Annotated in this window: 20 protein-coding genes and 1 tRNA gene; 11 read left to right on the top strand and 10 right to left on the bottom strand. The window is 67.6% G+C overall.

Annotated features, from left to right (window positions below):
* The first annotated feature begins 62 nt into the window (after positions 1-62).
* The gene (locus IEY55_RS15120) at positions 63-2,483 is read left to right on the top strand and encodes an AbfB domain-containing protein (RefSeq protein WP_229686411.1); all 2,421 of its coding nucleotides are present in this window, start codon (positions 63-65) and stop codon (positions 2,481-2,483) included.
* 110 nt (positions 2,484-2,593) lie between these two features.
* Here IEY55_RS15120 and IEY55_RS15115 read toward each other — a convergent pair whose 3' ends face one another.
* Positions 2,594-4,018 carry a M20/M25/M40 family metallo-hydrolase gene (locus IEY55_RS15115; protein ID WP_189058414.1) on the bottom strand — a complete coding sequence of 475 codons (1,425 nt, stop codon included), beginning with the start codon at positions 4,016-4,018 and terminating at the stop codon, positions 2,594-2,596.
* Positions 4,019-4,327: 309 nt separating this feature from the next.
* Here IEY55_RS15115 and IEY55_RS15110 point away from each other — a divergent pair, with 309 nt between their 5' ends.
* Positions 4,328-6,562, top strand: coding sequence for a WD40/YVTN/BNR-like repeat-containing protein (locus IEY55_RS15110; protein WP_189058275.1), 2,235 nt, complete (start codon positions 4,328-4,330; stop codon positions 6,560-6,562).
* Between the two features lie 187 nt (positions 6,563-6,749).
* Entirely contained in the window at positions 6,750-7,541 is a 792-nt protein-coding gene (locus IEY55_RS15105; RefSeq protein WP_189058273.1) for a DUF1996 domain-containing protein, read from the top strand.
* 165 nt (positions 7,542-7,706) lie between these two features.
* Here the strand turns inward: IEY55_RS15105 and IEY55_RS15100 are convergent, their stop codons facing one another.
* From IEY55_RS15100 to IEY55_RS15075, 6 genes are all read right to left on the bottom strand, one after another.
* A complete protein-coding gene (locus IEY55_RS15100; protein WP_189058271.1) occupies positions 7,707-8,582 on the bottom strand; it encodes a S49 family peptidase in 876 nt (291 codons plus the stop codon).
* A 20-nt stretch (positions 8,583-8,602) separates the two neighbouring features.
* Entirely contained in the window at positions 8,603-9,970 is a 1,368-nt protein-coding gene (locus IEY55_RS15095) for a histidine kinase (RefSeq protein WP_189058269.1), read from the bottom strand.
* Between the two features lie 481 nt (positions 9,971-10,451).
* A complete protein-coding gene (locus tag IEY55_RS15090) occupies positions 10,452-11,264 on the bottom strand; it encodes a hypothetical protein (protein WP_189058267.1) in 813 nt (270 codons plus the stop codon).
* Between the two features lie 93 nt (positions 11,265-11,357).
* Complete coding sequence (locus IEY55_RS15085) at positions 11,358-12,032, bottom strand: hypothetical protein (RefSeq protein WP_189058265.1); 675 nt, start codon at positions 12,030-12,032, stop codon at positions 11,358-11,360.
* A gap of 38 nt (positions 12,033-12,070) precedes the next feature.
* Complete coding sequence (locus IEY55_RS15080) at positions 12,071-12,934, bottom strand: Fpg/Nei family DNA glycosylase (RefSeq protein WP_189058263.1); 864 nt, start codon at positions 12,932-12,934, stop codon at positions 12,071-12,073.
* A gap of 57 nt (positions 12,935-12,991) precedes the next feature.
* The gene (locus tag IEY55_RS15075) at positions 12,992-13,435 is read right to left on the bottom strand and encodes a DUF983 domain-containing protein (RefSeq protein ID WP_189058261.1); all 444 of its coding nucleotides are present in this window, start codon (positions 13,433-13,435) and stop codon (positions 12,992-12,994) included.
* Positions 13,436-13,690: 255 nt separating this feature from the next.
* Between IEY55_RS15075 and IEY55_RS15070 the strand changes: the two genes are divergently transcribed.
* The 3 genes from IEY55_RS15070 to IEY55_RS15060 all read left to right on the top strand — a co-directional run bounded on the left by IEY55_RS15070 (position 13,691) and on the right by IEY55_RS15060 (position 15,381).
* Positions 13,691-14,779: an alpha/beta hydrolase gene (locus IEY55_RS15070; RefSeq protein WP_189058259.1), complete on the top strand. Its 1,089-nt coding sequence runs from the start codon at positions 13,691-13,693 to the stop codon at positions 14,777-14,779.
* A 36-nt stretch (positions 14,780-14,815) separates the two neighbouring features.
* Positions 14,816-14,891 (top strand) — tRNA-Gly (locus tag IEY55_RS15065).
* 79 nt (positions 14,892-14,970) lie between these two features.
* The gene (locus IEY55_RS15060; RefSeq protein WP_189058257.1) at positions 14,971-15,381 is read left to right on the top strand and encodes a PPOX class F420-dependent oxidoreductase; all 411 of its coding nucleotides are present in this window, start codon (positions 14,971-14,973) and stop codon (positions 15,379-15,381) included.
* On the opposite strand, the gene IEY55_RS15055 is transcribed toward IEY55_RS15060, so the two are convergent.
* The 3 genes from IEY55_RS15055 to msrA form a co-directional block, all read right to left on the bottom strand.
* Complete coding sequence (locus IEY55_RS15055) at positions 15,382-15,705, bottom strand: hypothetical protein (protein ID WP_189058256.1); 324 nt, start codon at positions 15,703-15,705, stop codon at positions 15,382-15,384.
* A 137-nt stretch (positions 15,706-15,842) separates the two neighbouring features.
* Positions 15,843-16,370 (bottom strand): DUF2716 domain-containing protein, encoded by a 528-nt coding sequence (locus tag IEY55_RS15050; RefSeq protein ID WP_229686410.1) that lies wholly within the window; start codon positions 16,368-16,370, stop codon positions 15,843-15,845.
* Positions 16,367-17,035 carry a peptide-methionine (S)-S-oxide reductase MsrA gene (gene msrA / locus IEY55_RS15045; protein WP_189058254.1) on the bottom strand — a complete coding sequence of 223 codons (669 nt, stop codon included), beginning with the start codon at positions 17,033-17,035 and terminating at the stop codon, positions 16,367-16,369. Before msrA ends, IEY55_RS15050 begins: the two co-directional genes overlap by 4 nt.
* A gap of 150 nt (positions 17,036-17,185) precedes the next feature.
* Here msrA and IEY55_RS15040 point away from each other — a divergent pair, with 150 nt between their 5' ends.
* From IEY55_RS15040 to IEY55_RS15020, 5 genes are all read left to right on the top strand, one after another.
* Positions 17,186-18,367: a hypothetical protein gene (locus IEY55_RS15040; RefSeq protein ID WP_189058252.1), complete on the top strand. Its 1,182-nt coding sequence runs from the start codon at positions 17,186-17,188 to the stop codon at positions 18,365-18,367.
* 233 nt (positions 18,368-18,600) lie between these two features.
* Positions 18,601-19,749: an SHOCT domain-containing protein gene (locus IEY55_RS15035; RefSeq protein WP_189058250.1), complete on the top strand. Its 1,149-nt coding sequence runs from the start codon at positions 18,601-18,603 to the stop codon at positions 19,747-19,749.
* Entirely contained in the window at positions 19,742-23,488 is a 3,747-nt protein-coding gene (locus IEY55_RS15030; RefSeq protein ID WP_189058248.1) for an FkbM family methyltransferase, read from the top strand. Before IEY55_RS15035 ends, IEY55_RS15030 begins: the two co-directional genes overlap by 8 nt.
* The gene (locus IEY55_RS15025; protein WP_189058246.1) at positions 23,485-24,603 is read left to right on the top strand and encodes an acyltransferase family protein; all 1,119 of its coding nucleotides are present in this window, start codon (positions 23,485-23,487) and stop codon (positions 24,601-24,603) included. Before IEY55_RS15030 ends, IEY55_RS15025 begins: the two co-directional genes overlap by 4 nt.
* Positions 24,600-25,721: an acyltransferase family protein gene (locus tag IEY55_RS15020; protein ID WP_229686409.1), complete on the top strand. Its 1,122-nt coding sequence runs from the start codon at positions 24,600-24,602 to the stop codon at positions 25,719-25,721. The genes IEY55_RS15025 and IEY55_RS15020 overlap by 4 nt, the downstream gene beginning before the upstream one ends.
* Positions 25,722-25,769: the final 48 nt, after the last annotated feature.

The following is a 25,769-nucleotide window of genomic DNA, read 5'->3' as shown; positions in this document are numbered from 1 at the left end:
GGACGACCGTGCCGACGCTTGGGCCGGCAGCGTCAGCTGTTGCTGGTCCGGCGGTGAGGGCGGTGGCGGGGCAGGCTGAGGCCGTGGTGCCGGAGGCGTCGTTGGAGGACAAGGTCAGGGCTGCGTCCCGGTTGGGGATCGTGGCCGGCGATGATCTCTTGGTCCTCGACGACCGCGACTTCGTGTTCGCGTTGTGGCGGCAGGCCACGGGCGAGGAGGTGCGGGCATCCGCGGAGCTGGCGTTGGCCGGCTCGCCCGCGGACTGCACCATGTGGATCAAGGTGGGGATCCACGAGGCGGTCAAGCGCGATCAGGCCACGGAGCAGCGCGACGCCGAAACCGCACGCCTGGCACGCGAACTCAAGCGCAATGCGGCCATGGTCATCGGCATCGAGCCCACGCCGGAGATGCTCGTCCTCAGCTATAAGGACTTCGTCTACCAGCTGTGGAAGCAGGCCACCGGCCCGAAGGTCAAGGCCGCCGCGCTGGAGGCGTTCGGCCAGGACGAGACCGCCCAGAAGAAGTTCCTGGCCGAGGGGATCCGCAAGGCCCATGAGCAGGACCAGCTCGACGCCATCGAGCAGGACAAGCAGGCCTCCGAGGCCGAGAAGGAACACCAGAAGGCCCGCGCCGCCAAGCAGCGCGCCATGCGCCAGGTACTCGGTGTCGAGCCCACCGAGGGCATGCTCGAACTCTCGGACGACAACTTCATCCGCGAGGTCTGGAACCGCGCCACACCCGACACCGAGGTGCACGCCGCGGCCGTCACTGCCTTGCGTAGCTCCGACCCGGCGGTGTGGAAGCACTTCATCGAGGCCGGCATCTACCAGGCCAGCGACCGCGACCGCGCCAACGCCCTCAAGACGCAGGAAGAAGCCGACCGACGCCGGGTTCTGGAGATCAAGGCAAGGGCAGAAAAGAGCCTGGTACACCCTGCCCTCGTAGAGGCAGCGGAGGCTGCGCTGGCAGCGGGTCCGGATGCCGTGTCCCGCTTCCTGCGCGCCGGGCAGTACGAGGCCCTGCTGCAGTCCGTGGAGGTCACCACGCCCGGCATTCGAGGCTGGTACGTACGGAATGGAGCCGACGGTCCCGCACACGTCAGTCGTGGAAAGGATGTGCCGGAAGACGGTGCCGGTGCGGACGCAACGTGGCGTATCGTGCCGGGTCTGGCGGACTCGAACTGCCACTCACTTGAGGTCGCGGACCGGCCGAACGTCTACCTCCGGCAGGAGAACCTGCGCGTCGTGGTTGCGCCGAGCGACGGCTCGGACCAGTTCCGGCGCGACGCCACCTGGTGCTCCCGCCCTGGCCTGAATGGCGAGGGCGTCTCCCTGGAGTCCCTCAGCACCAACGGTCGGTTCCTGCGCCACATCAATGCCCAGCTCTGGGCAGCCAATGACAGCGGCCAGAACTGGTTCGACAACCCACACCTGTTCAAGGAAGACGCGACCTGGCAGATTCGGGGCGCCAATCCGGTGGTGACCGCCATCGAGTACCGGTGGAGAAACGAGGAAGCCATCCGTGTCCGCTTGGGTAACCCCACCGGAGCCGAACAGGTCGACGGTGATGTGCGCTGGCGGGACTTTGAACGTGGCCGGATGTACTGGACTCGCGAGACCGGTGCGCACCAGATGGGTGGCACGGTCTTCGAGAAGTATTCCAAGTTCGGTGGGCACAAGTCATTTCTCGGTCTTCCCACTACCGACGAGATGACGACGCCGGACGGCATCGGCCGCTACAACCACTTCAGCCGCAAGGATGGCGCGTCCATCTACTGGTCGCCGAGCACGGGGGCGCATGCGGTCTGGGGTGGCATCCGCGCGAAGTGGGCCGAACTTGGATCGGAGAAGGGCCTCGGCTACCCCACCACCGACGAGACAGGCACCGCCGATGGAGTCGGCCGCTACAACCACTTCAACGGTCGCGGTGGCGCTTCGATCTACTATTCACCGAGCACCGGCATACATGCGGTCTGGGGCGATATTCGGGCCAAGTGGGCCGAACTTGGATCGGAGAAGGGCCTCGGCTACCCCACCACCGACGAGACAGGCACCGCCGATGGAGTCGGCCGCTACAACGACTTCAGCAAAGACGCATCCATCTACTGGTCGCCGAGCACGGGAGCACACGTGATTCGCGGGGCTATTCGTTCCGAGTGGGAGAAGAACGCTGGGGAGATAAGGCTGGGCTATCCCACGACGGACGAAACTGCTACGCCTGATGGGATCGGGCGCTACAATCACTTCAGCAAGAATGCCTCAGTCTACTGGTCGCCGAGCACGGGAGCACACGCGGTTTCTGGAGGAATCCGCGACAAGTGGGCGTCCATGGGGTGGGAGCGCTCCAGCCTCGGCTACCCTGTGTCCAGAGTCACGGTAAAGGGGATTCTCCCCGGCAAGGGGACTATTACCTACCAGGAGTTTCAGAACGGATCGATCGAACATAACTCTGCTACGGGTGAAACGATCGTGAAACTGAAGTAGATCCTACTTTGTGAAACAAGGGGGTGGGCCAAGTACGGGCTTGGTCCACCCCCTCCGCAATACGTCCTGATCAAGGCGCTGCCAGACGCCTGGTGCGAGTGAACGTCATCTCAGCTCCGTGAGTGGGCGTCGAGGATCAGGGCGACGCCGGCGGTCACCTTCTTGACGTAGTCCAGGTGCAGCGACTCGTTCGGAACGTGGGCGTTCGAGCCCGGGCCGAGCGCGCCGGTGACCACGAACTGGGCATCGGGGTACGCCTCCGACAGCAGGCCCATGAAGGGGATCGATCCGCCTTCCCCAAGGGTCCGCCACGGCTCACCAAACACGTCCTCACTCGCCGCGTCGAGCGCATCCCGAAGCCAGGGCGCCAAAGTAGGCGCGTTCCAGCCGTTGGCCGCCTCCCTCCGGGAAAGCTCGATCCGCGCGTTGTAGGGCGCATCCGACGTCAGCGTCCGCTCGATCGCGGCCAGCGCCTTCTGCGAGTCAGCGGTGGGCGGCAACCGGAAACTCAAACACAGCCCCGTCGAAGGACGAAGCACGTTGCCCGCGTCTGCCGGCGCTGGTAGTCCCTCCGCGCCCGTCACCGACAATGTGGCACGCCAGGTGCGGTTGAGGGTCAGCTCGAGCTCATCGTCGCTGACCATGCGTACCCCGTCGGTCATCGGGAAAGCTGCGTCGAGCGTGCCTCGCATCACCTCAACCGTGGCCTCGATCTCCGCCATGCGATCCGCGGGAACCTCGACCGCCAGCTCGGGCAGCGTGATCTCGCCGGTGGCCGCGTCCTCGATCCGGTCCAGCAAGATTCGCAGCACCCGGAAGGAGCTGGGCACCACGCCGCTGGCCGAACCCGAGTGCTGGCCAACATCAAGCACCCGCGCGGTGACCTGGATCTGCACCAGACCCCGTAGCGAAGTGGTGAGCCACATCCGCTCGTAGTCACCGGCACCGGAGTCCAGGCACACCACCAGTGACACGCGACCGAGCCGCTCGCTGAGGAGCTCCAGGTACGCGGGCAGGTCCGGGCTACCGGACTCCTCACCGGTCTCCAGTAGCAACACGCAGCGGGAGTACGCGCCTCCATTCACGCGCAACGCCTCCAATGCGGCGACCGCGGCGAACCCGGCGTACCCGTCGTCGACCGACCCGCGGCCGTACAGCCGGTCGTCCCGGATCACCGGCGTCCAGGGGCCCAGGCCCTCGTCCCAGCCGTCCATCGGCGGCTGCTTGTCGAGGTGCCCGTACAGGAGCACGGTGCCGGCGTCCGCACCGTCCGTCCCTGGGATGTCCACCATCAGGAGCGGGCTCCGGTCGGCCAGCTGGATCACCTCGAGGGTGGCCCCCGGCAGGCCACGCGAGGCGATCCAGCGCCGCATCAGGTCGACGGCGGCGTCGAGCTGGCCGTTCTCCCGCCACTGCGGGTCGAAACCGGGCGACACCGCCGGCACGGCGACCAGCTCGGACAGGCTCGGCAGGACGGCGTCGTCCCACAGCCCCTCAACGGTTCGGGTCAGCGCTGCTCGGTCCACGACCCCGATCCTTCCATCCGGTGAACGCCGGCGACGGAACCTGTCCGCCGGTTGCTCCGTCTGATCAAGCGAGTGCCGGACGTGGCGGGCCTGGTGCTGGGGGTCCGGGCCCGCCACGCCGTCGGGGCGGTGCCGGTTCCGCGAGGCCGCCAGCGGGTTGTTCCCCGGCGACACCGCGGAGCGGCCCCGACCGATCTGCTCCGGCGTACCTGCGGTGCCTGACCCGCGGATTACCTCCGTTCGGCCGGAGACAGCGGATCAACCTGTCGCTTAGCGTCCCCGATCGATCACCAGCTGTCACTCTTCTCGGGGGTGCTCATGCGCCGATCCAGTCGCTTCATCGCCTCCCTCACCGCCCTGGCCACGGTCCTCCTCACCCCGCCCGCGCACGCCGAAGGCCCACCCGGTACCGGCCAGCCCGGCGAATACCGCCCCGTCAAAGGCCCCTCCGCCCCGGCGGAGCACAGATACCTGCAGAAGGCTGTCCGCGGCGAAACCCTGCCTCGCCACGCCTACGCCGACGCGGCCAGACAGGCACGCCAACTCCCCCGTCTCGGCGGGCAGTGGCAGTCGATCGGCCCGACCAACATCGGTGGCCGCATCGTCGACCTCGCGCTGGACCCGCATCGTGAGGACGTTCTCTACGCTGCCGCGGCCAGCGGCGGGCTCTGGCGCTCCACCGACGCCGGCCGGACCTTCCATTCGGTGTGGCCGGACGATGCGACGCAGGCGATGGGCGCCGTGGCCACCGGCAGCGACGGCACGTTATGGGTGGGCACCGGCGAACCCAATCCGGGTGGTGGCAGCGTGACCTACGAGGGCACCGGCGTGTACCGGTCGCGGGACGGTGGCGCGACCTGGCAGCCCGTCGGCCTCCGGGACTCGGGCGCGATCGGCGCCGTTCGGGTCGACCCACGGGACCCACAGCGCGTGCTCGTGGCGGCCACCGGTTCCCTCTACAACGGCGGCGGCGACCGCGGCGTCTACCTGACAACCGACGCGGGTGAGACCTGGCGGCGGGTTCTCGCGGTGCCGAACGAGTTCACCGGCGCCGCGGACGTGCAACTCGACCCGACGGACCCCGACCGGATCTACGCCGTGCTCTGGGATCACCGGCGCACCCCGACCGCCCGCACCTACGGTGGTGTCGGTTCCAGCGTGCACCGCTCCACCGACGGCGGTCAGACCTGGCAGCGGCTGTCAGGGGGTCTGCCGTCGGGTGCCAACGTCGGTCGCATCGGCCTGGGCATTGCCGCCTCCGAGCCGGGTCGACTCTATGCGATCGTCGTCGACGCCACCGGCTACTTCGACCGCTTCCTGACCTCAACCGATGCCGGAATCACGTGGACCGCGCTGCCGGCCAGTGCCCGGCTGAAGGACTCCCAATCCAGCTATGGCTGGTGGTTCGGCAAGGTGTGGGTGAACCCGGACAACGCCAGGCACGTGCACGTCGCCGGCGTTCCCCTTGTCACGAGCAAGGATGGCGGCAGGAGCTGGCGGTCCGACGGCTCCGGTATCCACGTCGACCACCACGCGATGGTCTGGGACCCACGGTATCCGTCGCGCGTCTACCTCGGCAACGACGGCGGGGTGTACCGCTCCGATCGCGATGGTGATGGTGGCTGGGTGAAGGCGGTGCACGAGCCCTATACGCAGCTTTACAGCGCCGCGATCACCCCGCAGGACGCGTCCCGGGTCTCTGGCGGCTCACAGGACAACGGCTCACTGCGGTCCTGGGGCGGCGCACGGTTCAACGAGTACCTCGGCGGTGACGGCGAGGAAAACCTGATCAACCCGAAGGACAGGAACAACGTCTTCGCCTGTTACCAGTACGGCAACTGCTTCCGCTCGACCAACGGCGGGAACTCGCTCACTTTCTTCACCCCGCAGACGATCTCCGACCGCCGGAACTGGTTCACGCCGATGGCCTTCGACCCGGTGAACCCGCGGATCCTCTACTACGCCGGCAATAGGCTCAACCGCTCGACCAACGGCGGCGTCAGCTGGACCGCGATCAGCCCGGATCTCACCGGAGGCCCCGGCCAGGACGACTACCCCTACGGCACGATCACCACGATCGCTCCGGCCAGCGACGGCCGGACGATCTGGGTCGGCACCGACGACGGCCGGGTCTGGGTGACCCGCGACCTCGGCCGGACGTGGTCGAAGGTGTTGGAGAACCAGCCATGGGTGACCCGTGTAGTCGTCGACGAGCGTTCGCCGGAGCGTGCATGGGTGACGCTGTCCGGCTACCGGTCCGGCTCCAAGCAGCCGCACCTGCTCGCCACCGCGGACGGTGGCCGAACGTGGCGCGACATCTCGGGCAACCTCCCCAACGCCCCGGTCAACGATGTCGTGGTCGGCAAGAACAACACCCTGTACGTCGCGACCGACCAGGGTGTCTTCACCACCCCGGTGGGCTTCGGTCTCTGGCTCCAGCTCGGTTCGGGCCTGCCCGCGTCCCCGGTGGACGACATCGAGTACGACCCGACCAACCACCGCCTGGTTGCCGCCACCTTCGGCCGCGGCTTCTACGAGCTCCGGGTCAGTTGACCAGGACCGGTTGGGGCGGGCGGATCCTGATCTGTCCGCCCCACCGCGGGCATGGCCGGGTCCCGGCCGGCGGTGGGTTTTTCCGTTCTGCCGAAGTTGACCAGATGTGGGTGCTTTTCCCGAAGCGCGCCATCGGGCAGCATTCGTCGCGCCAGCGGACGGGTGCAGTGCAGGAAGGACCCGCACTATGCACAGGCTCGGACGCCCAGCCGTCGTTCTGGCGCTGGCGGCGTTGTTCGCCACCGTCACGGCGACGGGCGCCTCGGCAACGGACGATCGTTCCTTCGACGTGACCTGTTCGTTCAGTCACGAAGGCCCCGACGACCCCATCGTCTACCACGGCCAACCGGGCGCCTCGCACCACCACATGTTCTTCGGGAACACGTCCACCAACGCCTACTCCACGGGCGAGAGCCTCTACGTCAACGGCGACACCACCTGCGACACGCCCTACGACCTTTCCGGCTACTGGACGCCCGACCTGCGCGTGGACGGGCGGTCCGTCAGGCCGAGCTACATGGTCGCCACCTACGAGGCGCGGGGGAAGAACGACATCGAGCCCTTCCCCTTCGGGCTCAAGATGATCGCCGGCGACGCACACGCGCACCAGCCCTCCGACCCCGCGATCGTCAAGTGGAACTGCGACGGTAACGAAACCGGCGGTTCTTCGTACCAGGTCCCCAGCTGCGGCTGGTGGCAGTACACCACGCTTCGCTACAACTTCCCCGACTGCTGGGACGGCAAGAACCTGGACAGTCCGGACCACCAGTCGCACATGGCCCACAGCCGGAACGGGCGGTGCCCGTCCAGCCACCCGCGAGAGGTTCCCGGAGTGCGGATGGAGTACGGCTACAGCGGAATCAGTAACCCCGGCGGGGTCACGCTGTCCAGCGGCGACCCCAAGACCGCGCACGCGGACATCTTCAACGCCTGGGATCCGCTCGCGTTTGCCGGCTACGTCGGCCTTTTCCTCAGCTAGGCCGCGCGATCAGGAGACGCACTTCGGGTTGCGGCGCTGGGTGTTCTCACCCAGCCCCGCTTCCTTGATGATCAGGCACGCGGAGCCTCTCGGTGTTGCCCCAGTGGTCCCATGGTCGATGTCCATGGGACCACTGAAGGAGTCGCCGCGGCGAAGCCGTACCGGTCAGAGGCCGAAGCGCGACCAGGTGGCCCGGTGGTTGAGGGCCTCCAGGGTCGCCAGGGTGGCGTCCGCGGGTGTACTGGCCAGCCGGGCCGCGGCGCCGCCCAGGCCCAACCGGGCCAACAGCGGCCTGCGTGGCTCGACCACGGTGACGGCGGCGTCCGGCCACCGCTCCTCCACGACCTGCCGGAACGTGCCGATCCCGTCCACCAGGCCCAGCTCGGCGGCCTTCCCGCCGGTCCACACCTCGCCGGAGAACAGCTCCTCGTCACTGCCGCGCAGCCGGTCGCCCCGACGCTGCCGCACCCAGTCGGCGAACTGCTTGTGCAGGTCCTCCTGCAGGCCCGAGAGCCAGGCCACGTCCTCGGGCTTCTCCGGGCGGAACGGGTCGAGCCGCACCTTGTGCTCCCCGGCGGCGTACACGCGTCGCTCCACGCCGAACCGCTCCAGCAGGCCGGCCAGCCCGAAGCTGGCGGTCACGACGCCGATCGAGCCGACCAGCGAGGTGCGGTGGGCGTAGATCTCGTCCGCGGCGCAGGCCAGCCAGTAGCCGCCCGAGGCCGCGACGTCCTCGCAGAAGGCGAGCACCCGCACCTTCTTCTTGTCCGCCAGGCGGCGCACCCGGTCGGCGATCAGCGCGGACTGGGTGGGTGCGCCACCGGGAGAGTTGATCTCCAGCGCGACGGCGGCCAGCCGGTCGTGCCCGAAGGCTCGGGTAAGTGCGGTCTCGGCGGCGTGCAGGTTCACGGTGGCCCTGGCCACCGGCGTCGGCGTAGGAGTGATCACGCCGTGCAGCCGCACGACCGCGACAACGGGGCGCTCCACCCGCTCGCCAAGGCGACCGGGGAGCCGGGAAGCAAGACGCTCCGCGACGCTCATACCCCCACCTTAGAGTGAGCTCAGGAGTCGTCGCGCGGGACGCCGTTCACCGCCCGCAGCACGTTCCCGCTGATCCGCTCGCCGGTCGGCACGCTGCGCAGGACGGGCTGCCGTGCCGGGACAGTGACCCGCTCCCCGATCGGCCGCACCGGCCGCTGCTCGGCAATGTCTTCGAACATCGTCGGCCAGGCGGGTGGCGGGGCGTGCACGCCGGCCCGGAACTTGGGGACCCGCAGGCTGACCTTGGTGCCCGCGCCCAGGTTGGTTTCCACGACCAGGCCGTAGTCGTCGCCGAACGCCGACCGCAGTCGGGCGTCGATGTTGCCCAGGCCGACGTGGGCGCCGGTGAGGTGGGCGTTCACCAGGTCCTCGCGCAACCGCTCGGGGTCCATACCCACGCCGTCGTCCTCGACGCTGATCAACGCCTCGGCGCCGGCGTCCGCGGCGACCACGGTGATCGTGCCGCCCTCCTTCTGGTTCGCCAGGCCGTGCCGCACCGCGTTCTCGACCAGCGGCTGCAGCGCGAGGAACGGCACCGAGACCGGGAGTACCTCGGGCGAGACCTGCAGCTTGACCTTGAGCCGGTCCTCGCCGAACCGAGCCTGCTCGAGCGTCAGGTAGCGCTCGATGTTGTGCAGCTCGTCGGCCAGGGTCGTGAACTCACCGGCGGTACGGAAGGAGTAGCGGGTGAAGTCGGCGAAGTCGAGCAACAGGTCACGTGCCTGCTGCGGGTCCGTTCGCACCAGCGAGGAGATCGTGGTGAGTGCGTTGTAGAGGAAGTGCGGTGAGATCTGCGCCCGCAGCGCCTTGACCTCGGCCATCGCCAGCTGTGCCCGGGACTCCTGCAGCTCGGCCAGCTCGAGCTGGATCGACACGTAGCGGCCGGCTTCGTCCGCGGCGCGCCACAACCGCTTGCCGGTCGTGGCCGCCACGATGGTGAGCGTGCCGGCAACGGAGCCGTCGACGTGCAGCGGGACGACCACGGCGTGCCGCATTGGGCACTTGGGGAAGTCGCACTCCAGGTCCGAGTGGTCGATCATCTCCCGCTTGCGGTTGGTGAGCACCTTGCAAACCGCGTCGGCAAGGTCCGCGTAGTGGTGGTTGGCCTCGCCGTCCCAGGCCAGGAGCTGGCCGTCGCGGTCGGACAACGCGATCGCCACGCAGGCCAGCAGCTCGCGCAGGTGCGGTGCGGCGGCCTCGGCCGTCCGCACGGAGAGCCCGTCCTGCAACGCCGGTGCGGCCTGGGAGACCCGGTGCAACGCGTCCAGCGTGGCGTTCTCCACCGAGGTGCTCACCCGGCGGGCCCGGCACAGCATGAGGAACATGCCGAGCACCGCGACGGCCGCGAGCATCGTGAGCGTCGTCCGCTCGGTCAGCAGCTCGCGCACGCGACCATGCTGCGGTGCGGGCGGTATCCGGGGCAACCGCTGGGAGCACGAGGGACTCGCCCGTTCGAGTGGTGGTGTTGGTCGGATCTCAAGCTGGCCCGCGGGAACACCGAATCCTCGTGGTGGTGGATGATCCCTGTGGCCGCAGTGGGAGCAGGGACAACACGATCGCGTTGTGCGCATCGCGTTCGGGCGGCGTTTCGCGCCCACCGCAACTGTGGTGATCGAGGAGTGACCCACTGTTCGGCTGGTAGCGGACACTTTCTCGGTGACGCTGGCCGGTTGCGGCCAGGAATGGTTGCCCACCATGGCGTCCGATGTGCTGCTTCGAATGCCCGGGCACGCTGCGACAGAAGAGGACGACCGCGGCCGTCCAAAGGGGGAACCGGGAAGTTCGCCTGCCCAGCGGTGTCGTTCCCGTGGCCGGCAACCACAGTCGCTCGGCAACCGCGGGTCTCGCGGGCTCCGATGCTCGCCAGGTTCACCCGACCTCGATGATCCGGTGAGTCAGCGCCGGGTCGTTGACCCAGGAGATGAGGACGTACCGGCCCGGTTCGAGGTCGAGGCCGGCCACGACCCGCCGGCCACCCGCGACGGGAACGACACCTTCCGGCTCGCCGACGAACGGCAGGTACTCCTCGTCCCGGATGGCCTTCGCCAGCTCTTCCGGGCTCGTGTCGGGCCGAATCCGGTTGAGGATCGCCTCCTCGTGCTTCCCTGTCATGTTGTTGACGAGCAACCTGGTGCGAGCCGCAAGGCGGCTTGGCGCCGAGATACGGGTCCCGCCGTCGGGACCGGTGTAGTAGGTGATGGTCTGGTCGCTCCGAGGCACCGTGACGTCCCAGTCGCCCCGGACCGCGATCTCCTGGGACGCACCGGACCGGTCGGGCCCGCCCAGCGTCCGAAGATCCACCAGGTAGTAAGTGCCCGGCTTCAGGAACTGCGTGAACGACTGCGAGCGGCGGTTGAAGACCGAGACGCCACCGAGCATGTCCGCTTCCCGATTCCACTCCGCAACGGCGCGTGTTCTCTCTTCTCCTCTCGTGGTGAGCACGGTCGTCATGTCATCGAGAAACTTCTGGAGTGAGGTGCCCGGATGCAGACGAACCAGTGACACCCAGCGGGCGGTGCTGTCCGGTGTGGTCACCCGGAATGTTGTCGTGCCCGGGTGCAGCGTCCGTGTACTGGCGGTGATCTGGCGCCCGGCGGCAGCGACGACGGACACCGTTTCCGAAGCCGGTGAGTTGTCCGCGCGTGCTTCGGCGGGAACCCATCCGACCAAGGTCGTGACCATACCGGTAACCAACAGCAAGGACGTGCGCCGGCCGCGCGCTCGAAGCGCTGTGCTGATCATGGCGTAAGCCTCGAACCTCGATCATGGTCGAGGTCAAGAATTTTCGTGCACGTCACACTTCGGCTGGCGACGGAAGACCTTCTGTGCCAGGCGTCGTGCCCGCACGTCACATCGTCCGAACAGGACGGCGGCGACACCGGTGAGCACGAGAACACCCGCAGCGATCAACGGAACGACACCGAACTTCTCGATCAACCGCATCGCGAGTCGGCGGCTTTGCGACTCGGGATTGGCGAGAACGGTCACGACGAACACGGCGGCAAGTACCGTAGCCCCACCGAGCACCCAGCGTCCCCAGCGAGCGCCGAGCCCGGCCTTGCGGCGAATGATGTGGCCCGCGCGCAAGATCCGCCTCGCCTGCAGCACGCGCAGCGTGCCCAGAGCCAGCATGAGTCGCAGCACCTGCACCGGGCCAACGGCGAACAGCACGGCCGGCACCGTGGCCCCGGCGACGAGCAACTTCCAACGGTGCTTCCGCACCCAGGCCGCGAGATCACCGCTGAGCAGGAGCAGCAGGAGCGACTCCCCGATCAGGACGGCCAGGGAGGCCCAGTTGAGCACGGTGCCGATCAACGCGGCAATGCCTTCGAGGGCGGTGAGGAAGACCGCGGGTACCGAGGCCGCCGCCGCAACGAGGACCGGGCTGGCCAGCCGCTCCTCCACCTGCTGGGCACGGGCGTTTCGCGCCGCCGCGTCGGGTGCGCTCATCTTGGCCGATACTACGGTGCGTCAACGGCTGGCCGTGGTCACTTCAGCAGTCGCGACATGCGGCGATCGGCGAGGGGTTTGCCGCCGGTCTGGCAGGTCGGGCAGTACTGGAAGGAGCGATCCGCGAAGGAGACCTCGCGGACCGTGTCGCCACACACCGGGCAGGGCAGCCCAGTCCGGCCGTGTACCCGGAGCCCGGACCGCTTCTCCCCCTTCAGCCGCGCGGCATCCTGACCCACGGAGCGCTGTACCGCGTCGGTGAGGATTTCCAGCAGGGCGGCATGGAGGCGGTCCAGGGCGTCGTCATCGAGGCGACCGGCGATTGCGTAGGGCGAGAGGCGCGCCGCGTGCAGCACCTCGTCCGAGTAGGCGTTGCCGACACCAGCCAGCACGCTCTGGTCGGTGAGCGCGGTTTTCAGCCGCTCGGTACGGCCGGCCAGCAACTCGGCGAGCTCGTCGCGCGAGACGGCCAGCGCGTCCGGCCCGAGCCGGGCGATCCCCGGCACCTCGGCGGGATCGCGGACCACCCACACCGCCAGCCGCTTCTGCGTTCCGGCCTCGGTCAGGTCGAAGCCCGGGCCCTCGCCGGGTGGACCCAGGTGCACGCGCAGGGCCAGTGGGCCCTTGCCGGGGCGCGGCGGTGGGGCGGAGGTCGTGTCCAGCCAGCGCAGCCAGCCGGCGCGGGCGAGGTGGGTGACCAGGTGTGGCCCGTCGCAGTCCAGGTCGAGGTACTTGCCGTGCCGGGTGGCGGCCGTGACCGGCCGGCCCACCAGCTCCGACAGCGGCGGGTCGAAGGTCTTCAGCACGGTCACCGAGGCCACGTCCACCCGCGCGACGGTGCGGCCGACCGCGTTCTCGCGCAGGTGGTGCGCCAGTGCCTCCACCTCAGGGAGTTCGGGCACCTGTTCAGTGTGGCAACCGGGTGCCGTGCCCGCCCATCATCGGCTGGGCGGTCCGGCTCACTCCACGGGCTGCAGCGGGCCCACGCCGTCCCGGTCGGGGATGGCGTAGACCTCGATGTTGCGGGCGATGCGGGCCGCCTCCTGCCGGACCCGCCACACCCCACGGACCTGCCCGACCCACCGCTCCGGCGGGTGTTCGTCGAGGTCACCCGGGGTCTCGGCGACCACGGTCCAGGGCCGGCGCAGCGCCCAGCGCACGGGGAAGAACATCACCACGATGAACAACGCCAGCACGAGCCAGGCCGGGACCACGACCACCGAGGGAGTCCACCAGATCAGCGCGACCAGCAACAGGCCGCAGATGCCGGCCATCACCACGCCGGGGGCACTGCCGCCGAGGACGTCGTGTTCGAAATCGTCGGCGGTCGCCGGGTTGGTCCACTCCATCCGGGCGCGGACGGTCCACTGCCGGCCGTCGCCGCCACGCACCAGCCGAGTCATCCCCGCCTCCCCGACCACGAGCGACCTGACCTGTGGTTACGCATGCGTCATGACCGCTCACCTAGCGTGAATCCACGGTACCTCGCCGCCCCCGGGGCCGCGCGGGTGAATCTCGGCTCCGCCGAACCGCCGTCATGACAGCAGACGGTGATCCGGATTGTGCCGGTTCGCGATCCTCAACCGACGAGCGGGTGATTCACAAGTCCTATCCCGGAGCCCTGGCGGATCAAAACTACTTACGAGTAGCTTCACGCCATGGGCTCCCCGCTGAACCTCATCCCGCCGCGCGTGCAGGCGCTGGCCATGCGTGCCCTGATCGGACTGCCCGAACCCGTGCTCCGGGTACTCGCCGGCCGGCCCATCGTGGTCGACGGGCAACGCCTCGCACCCGGTGCCCAACTGATCCTTCGCGTGCAACGCTTGGTCGAGACCGGTTTCTCGGCCGGGCGGGCGCCGGGGCGGGCTCGGGCGGCGTTCGAGCAGCTCAACCGGATACTCAACGCGGCTTGGCAGGGCCGGGTCGACACCAGGGAGTTCTCTCTGCCCGGCCCCGCCGGGCCGCTGCGGGCCCGGCTGTACGAGCCGCCCGGCCGAGCCGCGCAGACGCCGCTGCTGGTGTTCTTCCACGGCGGGGGCTGGGCGATCGGCAGCCTGGACAGCCACGACATGCTCGGCCACTTCTTCGCCGAGTACGCCGGGGTGCGCGTGCTGTCGGTCGAATACCGGCTGGCGCCCGAGCACCCGTTCCCTGCCGCGGTCGAGGACGCCCAGGCCGCCTATCGGTACGCCGTCGCGCACGCGGAGGAGTTGGGGGCGGATCCGGGGGCGATCGCCGTTGGCGGGGACAGCGCCGGTGGGAACCTGGCCGGGGTGGTCGCGGCCACCGTCGAGCCGCGGCCGGCGTTCGCGCTGATGCTCTACCCGGCAACGGACGCAACGACCGTGCGCCCCTCCCGACGCCTCTTCGCCAAGGGGTTCTTCCTCGGCGAAGAGCAGATCATCTGGTTCCGCGGACAGTACGTACCGGACGCGAGCACCTACGCCGATCCACGTTTCTCGGTGTTGAGGACCGAGGACCTGAGCGGGTTCCCGCCCACCTACATCGCCACGGCGGGCTTCGACCCGCTTCGGGACGAGGGTGAGGCGTTCGCGGAGCGGTTGCGGGAGGTCGGTGCTCCGGTGGCGCTGCAGAGGCAGCGGGAGCTTTTCCACGGATTCGCGAATCTTGTGGGTATCGACCGGCGATGCCGATGCGCCATGATGCAGGCGGCGGGCGCTCTACGTGCGGGTTTGGCCTTCGGGAGGGGGCAGTTCGAGACCGTCCCTCAACGTCCGCTAGAGTAGTTGCCGCTCCGGCCGGTGAAGCCGAGCCGGGCGCAAGCGGACGTAGCGCAGTTGGTAGCGCATCACCTTGCCAAGGTGAGGGTCGCGGGTTCGAGTCCCGTCGTCCGCTCCACCCGAGGGCCTGCCGCTCGATCGAGCGGCAGGCCCTTTGTTCGTCCACCCCGTGTTGCCGGCCGAGCCAGGATGGTGGGGTGGATCTGGATGAGGCCAAGGCTGTCGTACGTGAACATCATCGGGCCGTGCTGACGACGATGCGGCAGGACGGCACGCCGCAGATGTCGCCGGTGCTGGTTGCCGTCGACGACGAGGGGCGGCTGCTGGTGAGCACCAGGGAGACGGCTTACAAGACACGGAACGTCCGCCGCGACCCGCGGGTGTGGTTCTGCGTGCTGCCGGACCAGTTCTTCGGGCGGTGGCTGCAGGTGGAGGGCACCGCCGAGGTCCTCTCCCTGCCGGAGGCCATGCCCGGGTTGGAGGACTACTACCGGCGCGTCTCCGGTGAGCACCCGGACTGGGACGATTACCGGGCGGCGATGCGGACGGAGCGGCGGGTGTTGTTGCGGGTGGAGCTGACCAGGGCGGGTCCGGACCGCAGCGGTTGATCAGCCGCAGCAGAACGGGTTCCGGCAGGGGCGCCCGAGCTCACTGCCGTAGGCAACGAAGGACCGCACCGGGGCCAGCGCCTCGGCCGAGACCTCGGTAGACAGCTTCTTGTGGTCGCGGCCGGCGGGGTTGGCCCAGTTCGGGGGCGCGTCGTTGAGATCGAAGCGGCGGCGCCCGTCGACGAACAACGTCCACAGCGGGTGGTCGGGGAAGCTGTTGATGCGCAGCACCCACCACACGCCCTCGACTCTGGCGGCGACCGGGAAGTAGACGTTCCCGGTCTGCCCCCACTCCGGGCGGACTGTCAGTTCGGGCCATTCCACGGCGGAACATCGTGCCTGGCCACCGAAGTGCGACGTGCACCGACCCCACCCCGGCGTCGGAACCGTCACATGCGTTACGCACGCCAGTGCCGGCTGTGCCCCGCCCGGTCGCTTCCGGGCGGCGGGGCAGGTTGGGCTCACCTGCCGTCGCGGCGGAGGACGGTGCCCAAGATTTCGACGGTGTATCGCTCGAACGCATCCACCAGCGGCTCGCCGAACACGCACAGGGTCTTCTCCCAGGGGTGGCCGAGCGCGCCGCATTCGAAGCTTTGCGTCAGGAAGACGCAGTACTCGCCGTCCGGGAACACCGGCAGTGCCCAGAGGTCCCCGGAACTCATCCGATGCGGCCAGAAACGGTACGACTGGGACGGCCAGCTGAGGGCGTAAACCCATTCGTCGGGCTCCACGCACTCGCGCAGGGCGACGAGGCCGAGGAGATTGACATCGAGATCGCGTGCAGCGCCGCCGCTGGGCTGGGGCTCTGCGAGGTCCCAGGTCACCGAGGGTTTCGGCTCCGCGAACCCGGGCCAGTCACGTTCGTCCATGCTGGGCCGGAAAGCGAGCTGCGCGTCGACCCAGTCCCAGGCCACGTCGTGCGCGTCCTGGGGCAGCAGTGCCCACCCGTCGCCGAACAGCAGGCCGCTGCCCGCTGTCGGCTGGGTCACGCTTCGCCGCTGGTCAGTCCGACTGGACAGGAGACTCCCGTTCCGCCGATGCCGCAGTAGCCGTGGGGGTTCTTGGCGTCCGAGAGGTACTGCTGGTGGTAGTCCTCGGCGTAGTAGAAGTCGCGCAGCGGCGCGATCTCCGTCGTGATCGTTCCGTGGCCGGCGGCGGTCAGGGCCTGCTGGTAGCTGGCCCGGCTGGCTTCGGCGGCCGCGCGCTGCTCGTCGTCCGCGGAGTAGATCGCCGAGCGGTACTGGGTGCCGACGTCGTTGCCCTGCCGCATGCCCTGCGTCGGATCATGGCCCTCCCAGAAGATCTTCAGCAGCTCGCCGTATGACGCCTGGGCCGGGTCGAAGACGACCAAGACCACTTCGGCGTGCCCGGTCTGGCCGGAGCACACCTCCTCATAGGTGGGGTTCGGGGTGTATCCGCCGGCGTAGCCGACCGCCGTCGACCACACCCCCGGCGTCTGCCAGAAGCGCCGCTCGGCGCCCCAGAAGCAGCCCATGCCGAACACCGCGGTCCGCAGCCCCTCCGGGAACGGTGGCGTGATCCGCCGGTCGGGGAACACGGCGTGCCGCTCCCCCACCTTCATCGGTTCCGCGCGCCCGGCCAGGGCCGTGTCCGCGGTCGCCATCGCCGTCTTCGCACGACCGAACCAGACCATGCCGCCACGATACGACCGAATCCCAGCAGCATCGGTTCTGTCAGTTCGAATTCATCGGGACGCCCCCACCTGGTCGATCGCGTCTGCACAATGTTGTGGTTCCCGCCTCCCTAGCCGTGGGGACGCGAGCGACGAGGGAAAGGGGTCCGGGTGACCTGGCACGACGAGCTACGGCGTCTGGACGAGGAGCTGGCCGCCGGCCGGCTCTCCGCCGAGGACTACCGCCAGCGCCGCGACCAGCTCATGAAGTCCGCGGACGCCGACACCCCCGGAACTCCACCCGGGGGCCAGCCCGCCGCAGGGGCTGGACAGCCGTCGCAGGGATCTGGGCCCTTCCCACCCCCGTTCCGCTGGGAGAGCAGCAACCCCGACACCACCCAGGTCGTGGGCCAGGGCTCGAGCGAGCCACCGGCGGACGACTCAACTCAGGTGGTCCGGTCGGCGCACGCCAGTGGCGCCGACATCGAACACACCCAGGTCGTACCCAACGCCGGCACCGGCGTTCCCGTCGCACCACCCGCTGGCAGCCCTGGGCGAACGGGCCTTTCCCCGCAGGTCGGTGGGCAACAACCCGCCCAGATGAACCCGCCCGGTGCCTGGCAGTCGCAGCAGCCGTCGTCAGCTCCGCCATGGGCTGGTGCGGACCTTCCGCCGTCCGGCCAGGACTGGTACCGGCAGGGACCCGAGGTGTTCGAGGACAACGGGGGCTCGGGGACGAGGAAGAAAATCGGCATTGTCGCCGGTGTCGTCCTATTCATCGCCGCCGTCTCCTTCGGCGCCTACTGGGTGTGGGGCCGCGACACTGGTGGCGGCACAAGTCGGCCGACCGCGACCGGTTCCACTGGCATCACCCAGGAGCCGAAGGAGCCCCTCGCCATCGCCCCGCTAGACGGCAAGGTGGATCCGCACAGCCGGGTCCAGCAGTTCACCGATGTGAAGAAGATCGACTATCTGACGCCGGAAGAGATCAAGGTCTATGAGGCGGCCGAACCGGACGAGGCGCGGATGGCCGTGGCCCGGTTCGACGACGACCGGCAGATTGTGGTGCTCAACGTCGCGGTCGGCGGCCAGCAGAAGGCGGACGAAGCCGTCAACGAACTCACCAGCCTCCAGCGGCGGTACAACCTGGAGCCGGTGCCGGACATGCCGGTACCGGTCAAGGTGACCCAGGTCGCTCCTCGGGGCAACGCACCGGCCACTATCCGGGGCCACTACGCGGCAAAAGACGTGGTGGTACGGATCCAGGTGAGCGGCAAGGACATGAGCTCGGCGATGGAGGCCTTCCGTCAGACCCTGGACCGGCAGCTGAAGGTTGTTCCCGCCGAACGTTGAGTTCACCACCGGTTCCGGCCGTCTGGCTTCGGCTGCCGGACTCGGATAGGTTCACCGGGCACTGTCACGGCTCGGCCACTTCTTGGTGAAGTGTTCGCGTCCAGCCCGGCCGCTCCTGCGCTGTCAGTAGCGACCTTGGTGCAGGTCACGAGCCGGGTGGTGGATGAGTGACACTTTCGGTGGGCGTACACAATGGGCCGCGTAACCGCGCAGGAGGGAAGGGGGAGCCGGGGTTGGCTTGGCAGGACGAGCTCCGGCAGCTCGACCAGGCGTTCGGTAGCGGCCAGATCACGGCCGACGAGTACAACCGGCGCCGGGACGACATCCTGAGCACGGCGGCACGGTCCGAGACCTCGACACCACCGACGGCCGACAGCCGGCCCGGTGGTGAGGGAGCGAACGAGACCACCGCTGTGATCTCACCGGTACCCGCAGCGACACCTACAAGTCCGCCGCAGGCCGAGGGCTCTGCCGACGCCACCCAGGTGGTTCCTGGTGCGTCGTCAGAGCGGACACAGGTCGTCAGCGGACAGTGGATGACCCAGCAGCCCACCCCCACACCGCCGCCAGGCTTCACCACGCCAACACCACCGCCACCTGCCCCGGGCCAGGCGAATCCCGGCTGGCAACGGGCCCAGGACGTGTCCCCGCCGTGGGCCGAGCAGGAATGGCCACCGCAACAGGGTGCCGGTTGGGTTCGCCAGGGGCCGGAGGTGTTCGAGGTGAGCGGGAGCGGCGGTAAAGGCAAGAAGATCGGCGCTGTCGTCGGCATCGTAGCCGTGCTCGCCGGGTTGAGCGCCGGTGCCTGGTGGCTCTGGGGAAGCGGTCGCGAGGCGAGTTCCACCCCGGCTGCCCAACAGACGACCGCGGCGCAGAACAAGCCGAGTCAGGACCGGAAGCCCGGTGACATCCTGCGAATTGCCGACCTGGGTGGAGAGCAGGAAAACCACGACAGAATCAAGACGTTCGACGACGTCAAGGCTGCCAAGTTCCTCACGCAGGAAGAGGTGAAGCTGTATAACGAGGGTGGTGCGGGTCGGTCCCGTGTCGGTGTCACCACGATGGATGGCACACGCATCACGATCTTCGTTGCACAGCTGGACGGCAGTGACAGTGCCGACCTTGCAGTGACCGAGTTAGGCAAGCTACAGCTCAAGTACGCGTTCAGCGAGTACAAGGCGGTGCCCGCGGGTGTCGTCGCCGACGAGCTCGCGCCGAAGGACAAGACGCGCGCCGCGATTCGCGCCCACTACCGGCACGACAACGTGGTGGTTCGCGTGGAGGTGCGCAGCCAGTCCGCGAATACCGACCCCAACGCGGTTCGGAACTCGTTCGACAAGGTCATCAAGAAGCAACTGGAAGTTCTCTCGGCCAATGCCTGACCCGTTCCGCGAGGCCGTGCTGGGCCCGAACGTCGCGTGCACCGTCGTCGCCAAGAATTACCTGCCGGCGGCCCATGTTCTTGCCTGTTCCTATCTGGAACAGCACCCCAACCACCGTTTCGTGATCGCAGTTGTCGACGGTGACGAGGGCATCGCCGAGGACGGCGGCTACCTCGTGGTCGGTCCGGACTGGTTCGGTATCGAGCGCGACGAATATCTGCGGATGGCGACCTCCTACACGGTGACTGAACTGGCGACCGCGGTGAAGCCGTTCCTGTTGCGCCGTCTGCGACAAGATGCGCACACGGTGACGTATCTGGATCCCGACATCCAGGTTTTCGCACCGTTTCCCGAGATCGCCGAGTTGGCCAGCGAGCACTCGATCGTCCTCACCCCGCACCTCCTCGAACCTCTTCCGCGCGACGGAAAGGATCCGGACGAGGCCGCGATCATGGCTTCGGGCATCTTCAACCTCGGCTTCGTTGCGGTGGGGCCGGGCTCCGAGGGCTTCCTGGACTTCTGGGCCGAACGGCTGCGTCATGACGCGATCGTGGCACCCGAGCAGCAGCTCTTCACCGACCAGCGCTGGGTGGACAATGTCCCGGCGCTTTTCCCGCACTACGTGATGCGGGACCCCGGTCTCAACGTTGCCTACTGGAACGTGTATCAGCGACCGATCAGCATCGACGCCGATGGCGTGGTGCGTGCCGGCTCGGCAATACTGAAGTTCTTCCACTTCAGTGGATACCGACCGGAGAAGCCGTGGTTGCTCACTCATCACTGGGCACGAAGGCCTCGAACGGTGCTGTCGGAAAACCCGGACCTGCGTCGGTTGTGTGATGAGTACCGAGCTGCGCTACTGACTGCCGGCTACGGCGAGTCCCTGGAGTCTGTACCGTACCGGTTCAACAAGCTCCCGGACGGCACCCGGCTCACACAGATGATGCGCCGCGTGTTCCGATCCGGTTGGATCAGTGCGGAGCGCCGGCTGGCCGCGGGCAAACCGGCCGAGATCCCGGCTCACCCGTTCGGTGCGGATGGTGGCCGCGCGTTCTGCGAATGGCTCACCTCACCAGCGGACGAGCAGCAGGCCGCAGTGGGAACGCACCGGTGGGCAATGGCGGTGTGGGCCAGCCGCTCTGACCTTCAGGGAGCCTTCCCCCGCCCGTTGGGCCCGGAGGCCAAGGGATTCCGTGCCTGGTGCCGTAGTTCTGGAGTGGCCGAAGGGGCTATGGCCCGATGGGCTCTTCCGAAGGAACCGGAACCACCCCGCGCGCCGACGGGCGAGTTCGGTGTCAACGTTCTCGGTTATCTCACCGCAGAGTTGGGGGTCGGTGAGATGGGACGGATAGTGCACGATGCGGTCGCGCTGGCAGGAGTACCGGTGACCTCGGTGGTCGAGGAAAGATCGGTGCCCAACCGTACCGCGTTGCCGACGCCGGAGACGATCGGTCGTCCGAAATATCCAATCAGCCTGCTGTGCGTGAACGCGGACCAAACCGTCCACATGGTGAGCACGCACCCGGAGGTCGCGCACGACCGGTACCGGATCGGCCTGTGGGCTTGGGAACTGGAAGACTTTCCGTCCTGGCAACAGGAGGCGTTTGATTTCCTGGACGAGATCTGGACCATCAGCGACTTCTGTCGGGATGCGTTCGCTCGGCACACCGACAAGCCGGTGAAGACGATTCCTGTCCCGGTAAGGGATCCGGGAGGACGCGCCTGCTCTTTGTGGGAACAGGACCGACCGTTCCAGTTCCTGTTCGCGTTCGACTTCAACAGCGTTGCCGAGCGTAAGAACCCTTGGGGTGTGGTGGAGGCGTTCCGGCAGGCGTTTCCGGATCGGGAGGATGTCCGTCTCGTTATCAAGGCCATCAACGGGGACCGGAACCCGGAGAATCGGGAACGGCTACGGGTGACGGTGGCGGAAGACAGTCGGATCGAGCTGATTGAACGCTACCTGTCCGTGGCTGAGTTGAACGAGTTGTACTCGAACAGCCACTGCTATGTGTCACTGCATCGGAGTGAGGGCTTCGGACTGACGGTGGCCGAGGCGATGGCCCGCGGACTCGCGGTCATTGCCACCGATTACTCCAGTACGACCGAGTTCCTTGACTTCAATACCGGTTGGCCGGTTCCCTACCGGCTCGTGCCGGTTGGTGACGGCTGCCACCCCTACCCCCCGACTGCCGTGTGGGCGGAACCCGATCTTGTGCTTGCGGCGCAGGCCATGCGCGAGGTTGCGGATAACCCGGCGGAGGCGGAACGGCGAGGGCGTGCAGCCCGAGAGCACATCCTTCGGGCACGGAGTATGGACGTCGCAGCCAAGTGGGTGCGACGTGAACTCGAACAGGCCCATCGGACATGGCAGGCACGCCGACGCCCGGCAGCGGTTCCCCCACCTCCGCCCGACCCGTTGAGCCCGTTGCGATCGGCGCGGGAGGCACTGCGTTGGCGCGCTGATACGAGCAGTCCGTCACGCGTTCCGCTGGCGCCGGCTCTGCGCAAGGCCGTCCTTCGGGTGCTGGACCACTATGACGTACACCAGCGCAAGGTGCTCGGTCGACTGACGGACGGCGTGGAGAGCACCGTGCGACAGCTCGTCGACCGGTTCGCCGTGGCGGATGCGGAGCGAATCGCGGCAACCGAGGCTGAGCGAACCGTACGTGAGTCCCTCGAGCAACGTTTGGCCAACCTGGAACGTCTCGTGACGCACCTGCGGCGCCAAGCCCCTGACTACGAGCGCACGCTGCGGCGGTTGGAGAGGGACACCTCGGAAGTGCGCCGGGAACTTTCCGTCCGCGATGACGTGCTCAGGCGGGTCGCGGCGTTGCAGGACCAAGTCGACGCCGAGGCGAAGCGGACGTTCGAGATGTTCGTCGACCGGGATCAGCGCGCCGATCAGGAGAAGCTGGAGTTGGCCCGGTTGGGACAGGACCTCGCCGTGCTGCACCAGAACGCGGCGTTGCGCCACACGCCGATGCCCAGCGGCTCAGCGGTAGTCGTCACCGATGCAGGCGCCTTGCTGCTGCCGGCCGATGACGAGGTCATCTTGCCCTGGCTGGAGTACCACCGTTCGTGGGAGACCGACGAGGCAGAACTGATGGCTGGGCTAATCGAGGACGGTGGAACGTTCCTCGACGTCGGCGCGCACGTCGGGTACCACACGCTACGGCTGTTCCGTGACCGCGATCTGTCCCGGGTAGTCACGGTGGAGGCCAACCCGGATACCGCGGAGCTACTACGCCGCAACCTCGACGTGAACCTGCCGTCGCATTTGCGGGACAGGGTGACGCTTGTTCGGGCGGCCGCCTGGGACAGTGAGGGGGTGGTTCGTCTCACCCATCCGGAAGAGCAGAACAGTGGAGATTTCCGGGTGGTTCCAAACGGAGATGGTGTCGAGGTACCAGCGATCCGACTCGATGACGTACCTGAACTGCAGGACACGAGGGTCAGCCTGGTGAAGGTCGATCTACAAGGACGAGACCATCGGGCCTTGACGGGCCTGGCAACAGTGTTGCGCCGTGACCGTCCCCACATCGTCTGCGAGTTCTGCCCGGGTGCCATCGAGGAACTGGGGGACGATCCAGTGGATGTCCTGACCGATTACCGGCATCTTGGCTATGTGGTCCGTGGCGTGGACGGCAGTGAGCTTGCCGAGGTCGAGGCGACCATCGCTGCTGCCCGCGCCGCTACAAGCGGCTTCCTCACGCTTTGGTTGTCCCCTAAGACAACATGAGGCGCACGATGTCCTCGCGGGCTACGCTGCCGCTTGACGCGGCACGCGGGGTCGGCGTTCTCCTCGTGCTCTACAGCTATGTCGTCGCGCTACGACCGGATGAACTCGACGAAGAGTTTCGGCTCGTGTCGTTCGTCCGGAAGTGGGTCAACCAGCCTCTGGGTATCGGCGAGGACTTCGGCTTTCTCGGCCTGGCACTGTTGTTGGTCACCAGTGGCTACCAAGTCTCGGAAGCGGCCATACACGGCACCCGGCTTGTGATCGGTCGATTATTCGTCGTATATCCGCCATTCCTTCTTGCGGTAACGGTTGCTGCGGTGTTGACGCAGGTTGAATCCTCACTTCTGTCTCAGCCGCGGGATATCGACGTCGGGGTTTCCGACTGGCTGGCCAACATAGGTTTTCTGGCACATCTCCATATTTCTCCCGTGCTCTTGCTCGAGCTGACCTGGATCGCATTGGTCGAGATGCTGTTCGTGCTTTGCACGGCAGCGATCTCTCATCTCCTACGGAGCCTCACCTGGCTAGCCATTCTGGTTCAGCTTGCGCTAGTTGCGGCGGTAGTCGCCACTGCAAGGGAAGCGAGTGGGCTGTACCGGGAGGTGGGCCTACTGGTCGTTTTCCTGGTGATACCACTCATCGGGCAGCTCATCTGGTCAGTGCACTACACACGTGTCCCCAGATGGGCAGGGGCGCTGTTGTGCGGCGCGTCTTGGGCAACCCTGGCGTGGGCCGAACGTGAGTATCAGGAACTGAATGGCTGGTGGTATGCGCTGGCCACGCTCTATGCGGTTGTCGGTTTCGCGTTAGCGATCCGCTGGTCGGCCGGACGGATCTCGCCCCGCCCAATGATCTGGCTTGCCGATCGCGCATATGGGTTGGTGTTCCTGCAGGGAGCGGTCGGTTGGCTCGCGTTCGATTTTCTGCACCCGCATCTCCCGTTAAGCGTCGTGGCCGTGCTTGCGCTGGCGGCAACGTTCTCCGCAGCCGAGATCAGCTATCGCTTTGTCGAGCGTCCCGCACCTTTCCTCGCACGTCGACTCGCCAAGCAGTATCGAGGTACCCAGAACGCCCGGGGTGACAACCCGCTGAACGAGGGCATGGTGCGGTCATGATGGCAGGGGCTACGGGCCGGGAGAGGTCGTATGTGCCTGGTGTCCCGCTGCTGCGGATGATCGGCGCCGTGGCGGTCGTGTACACGCATCTGGCCTACTGGTATCAGGCACGTGGGTACGAGTGGTCACTCGCGATGGTCCTGAATACCTCAATCGTCGAGTCATTGCATCTGATCGATCACTTCGAGGCTTTCGGGCTCTCCCTTTTCCTCGTCATCAGTGGCCTGGTCATCACACAGGCCGCCAGCAAGGAGGCACCGGGACAGTTCGGGACACGACGCGCCGTGCGTCTGCTACCGGCGTTGTGGGTCGCGCTCCTGCTCGCCTTGCTGCTGGTCAACACCGGACTGCTCAACCCGGGATCGGGGCGCGGACCGGCCAGCTTCGGCGACCTGCTCGGAAACATGACGTTGATCGAGTTCTTCCTGTCGCCGCACGTGATCCTGATCGGGCCCACCTGGACGCTGGTTGTCCAGATCAGCTTCTACACTTTCGTTGCGCTGATGATCCCCGTCCTTCGAAGGTGGCCCTGGATCGTGCCCGCAGTCGGCGCAACGTTGTCCTCGGTTGTGCTGTCCCTGGTCTGGGACCTCGAGGGCTCGACCCATCTGTGGATCGGGGTCATAGCCGCGTACATGCCGATGTTGTTCATCGGACAGGTCATCATGCTGGCATGGACCGGACGGGTCCCAGGTTGGGCCGCCGCCCTGCTGGGCTCCATCCATTTCCTCCTGTTCGTCCGCGCCGACATGATCGGCCGCTACGTTGCTATCGGTGACGCACGTCCCCGCACCCTGTTCATAGCCGTGCTTCTCGTCTTGGTGTTGCTGAACGCGAGTGGCCGTATCGCACGTCATCGCGCGACCTCGATCTTCGCCGCCCGCACCTACTGCCTCTATCTGCTTCACCAGATGGCGCTGTACCCGGTCCTGGACTGGGCATTTCCGACGCTTGGCGAGATCCCCGCACTGCTCCTCGCGTTCGCCACGACCGCCGTCGTCACGGAGGCGATGTATCGCTTCATAGAGGCCCCGGTCAGCAGGCACTACCGACGGTGGGAGAAGAACAGGAGAAAGCCGGCAACTCCACGGCCGACGGCAGCGCCTGTGCCGAGCTGACGGGCGCCGAGCACCCGTGATCGAAGGTGCCCCAGCCAGGCGTTGTTG

Origin of the sequence: Longimycelium tulufanense, assembly GCF_014645795.1 — a bacterium.
GTDB lineage: Bacteria > Actinomycetota > Actinomycetes > Mycobacteriales > Pseudonocardiaceae > Longimycelium > Longimycelium tulufanense.
The sequence above is the reverse complement of the archived record's forward strand: the minus strand, read 5'-3'. Positions and strand labels throughout refer to the sequence as shown.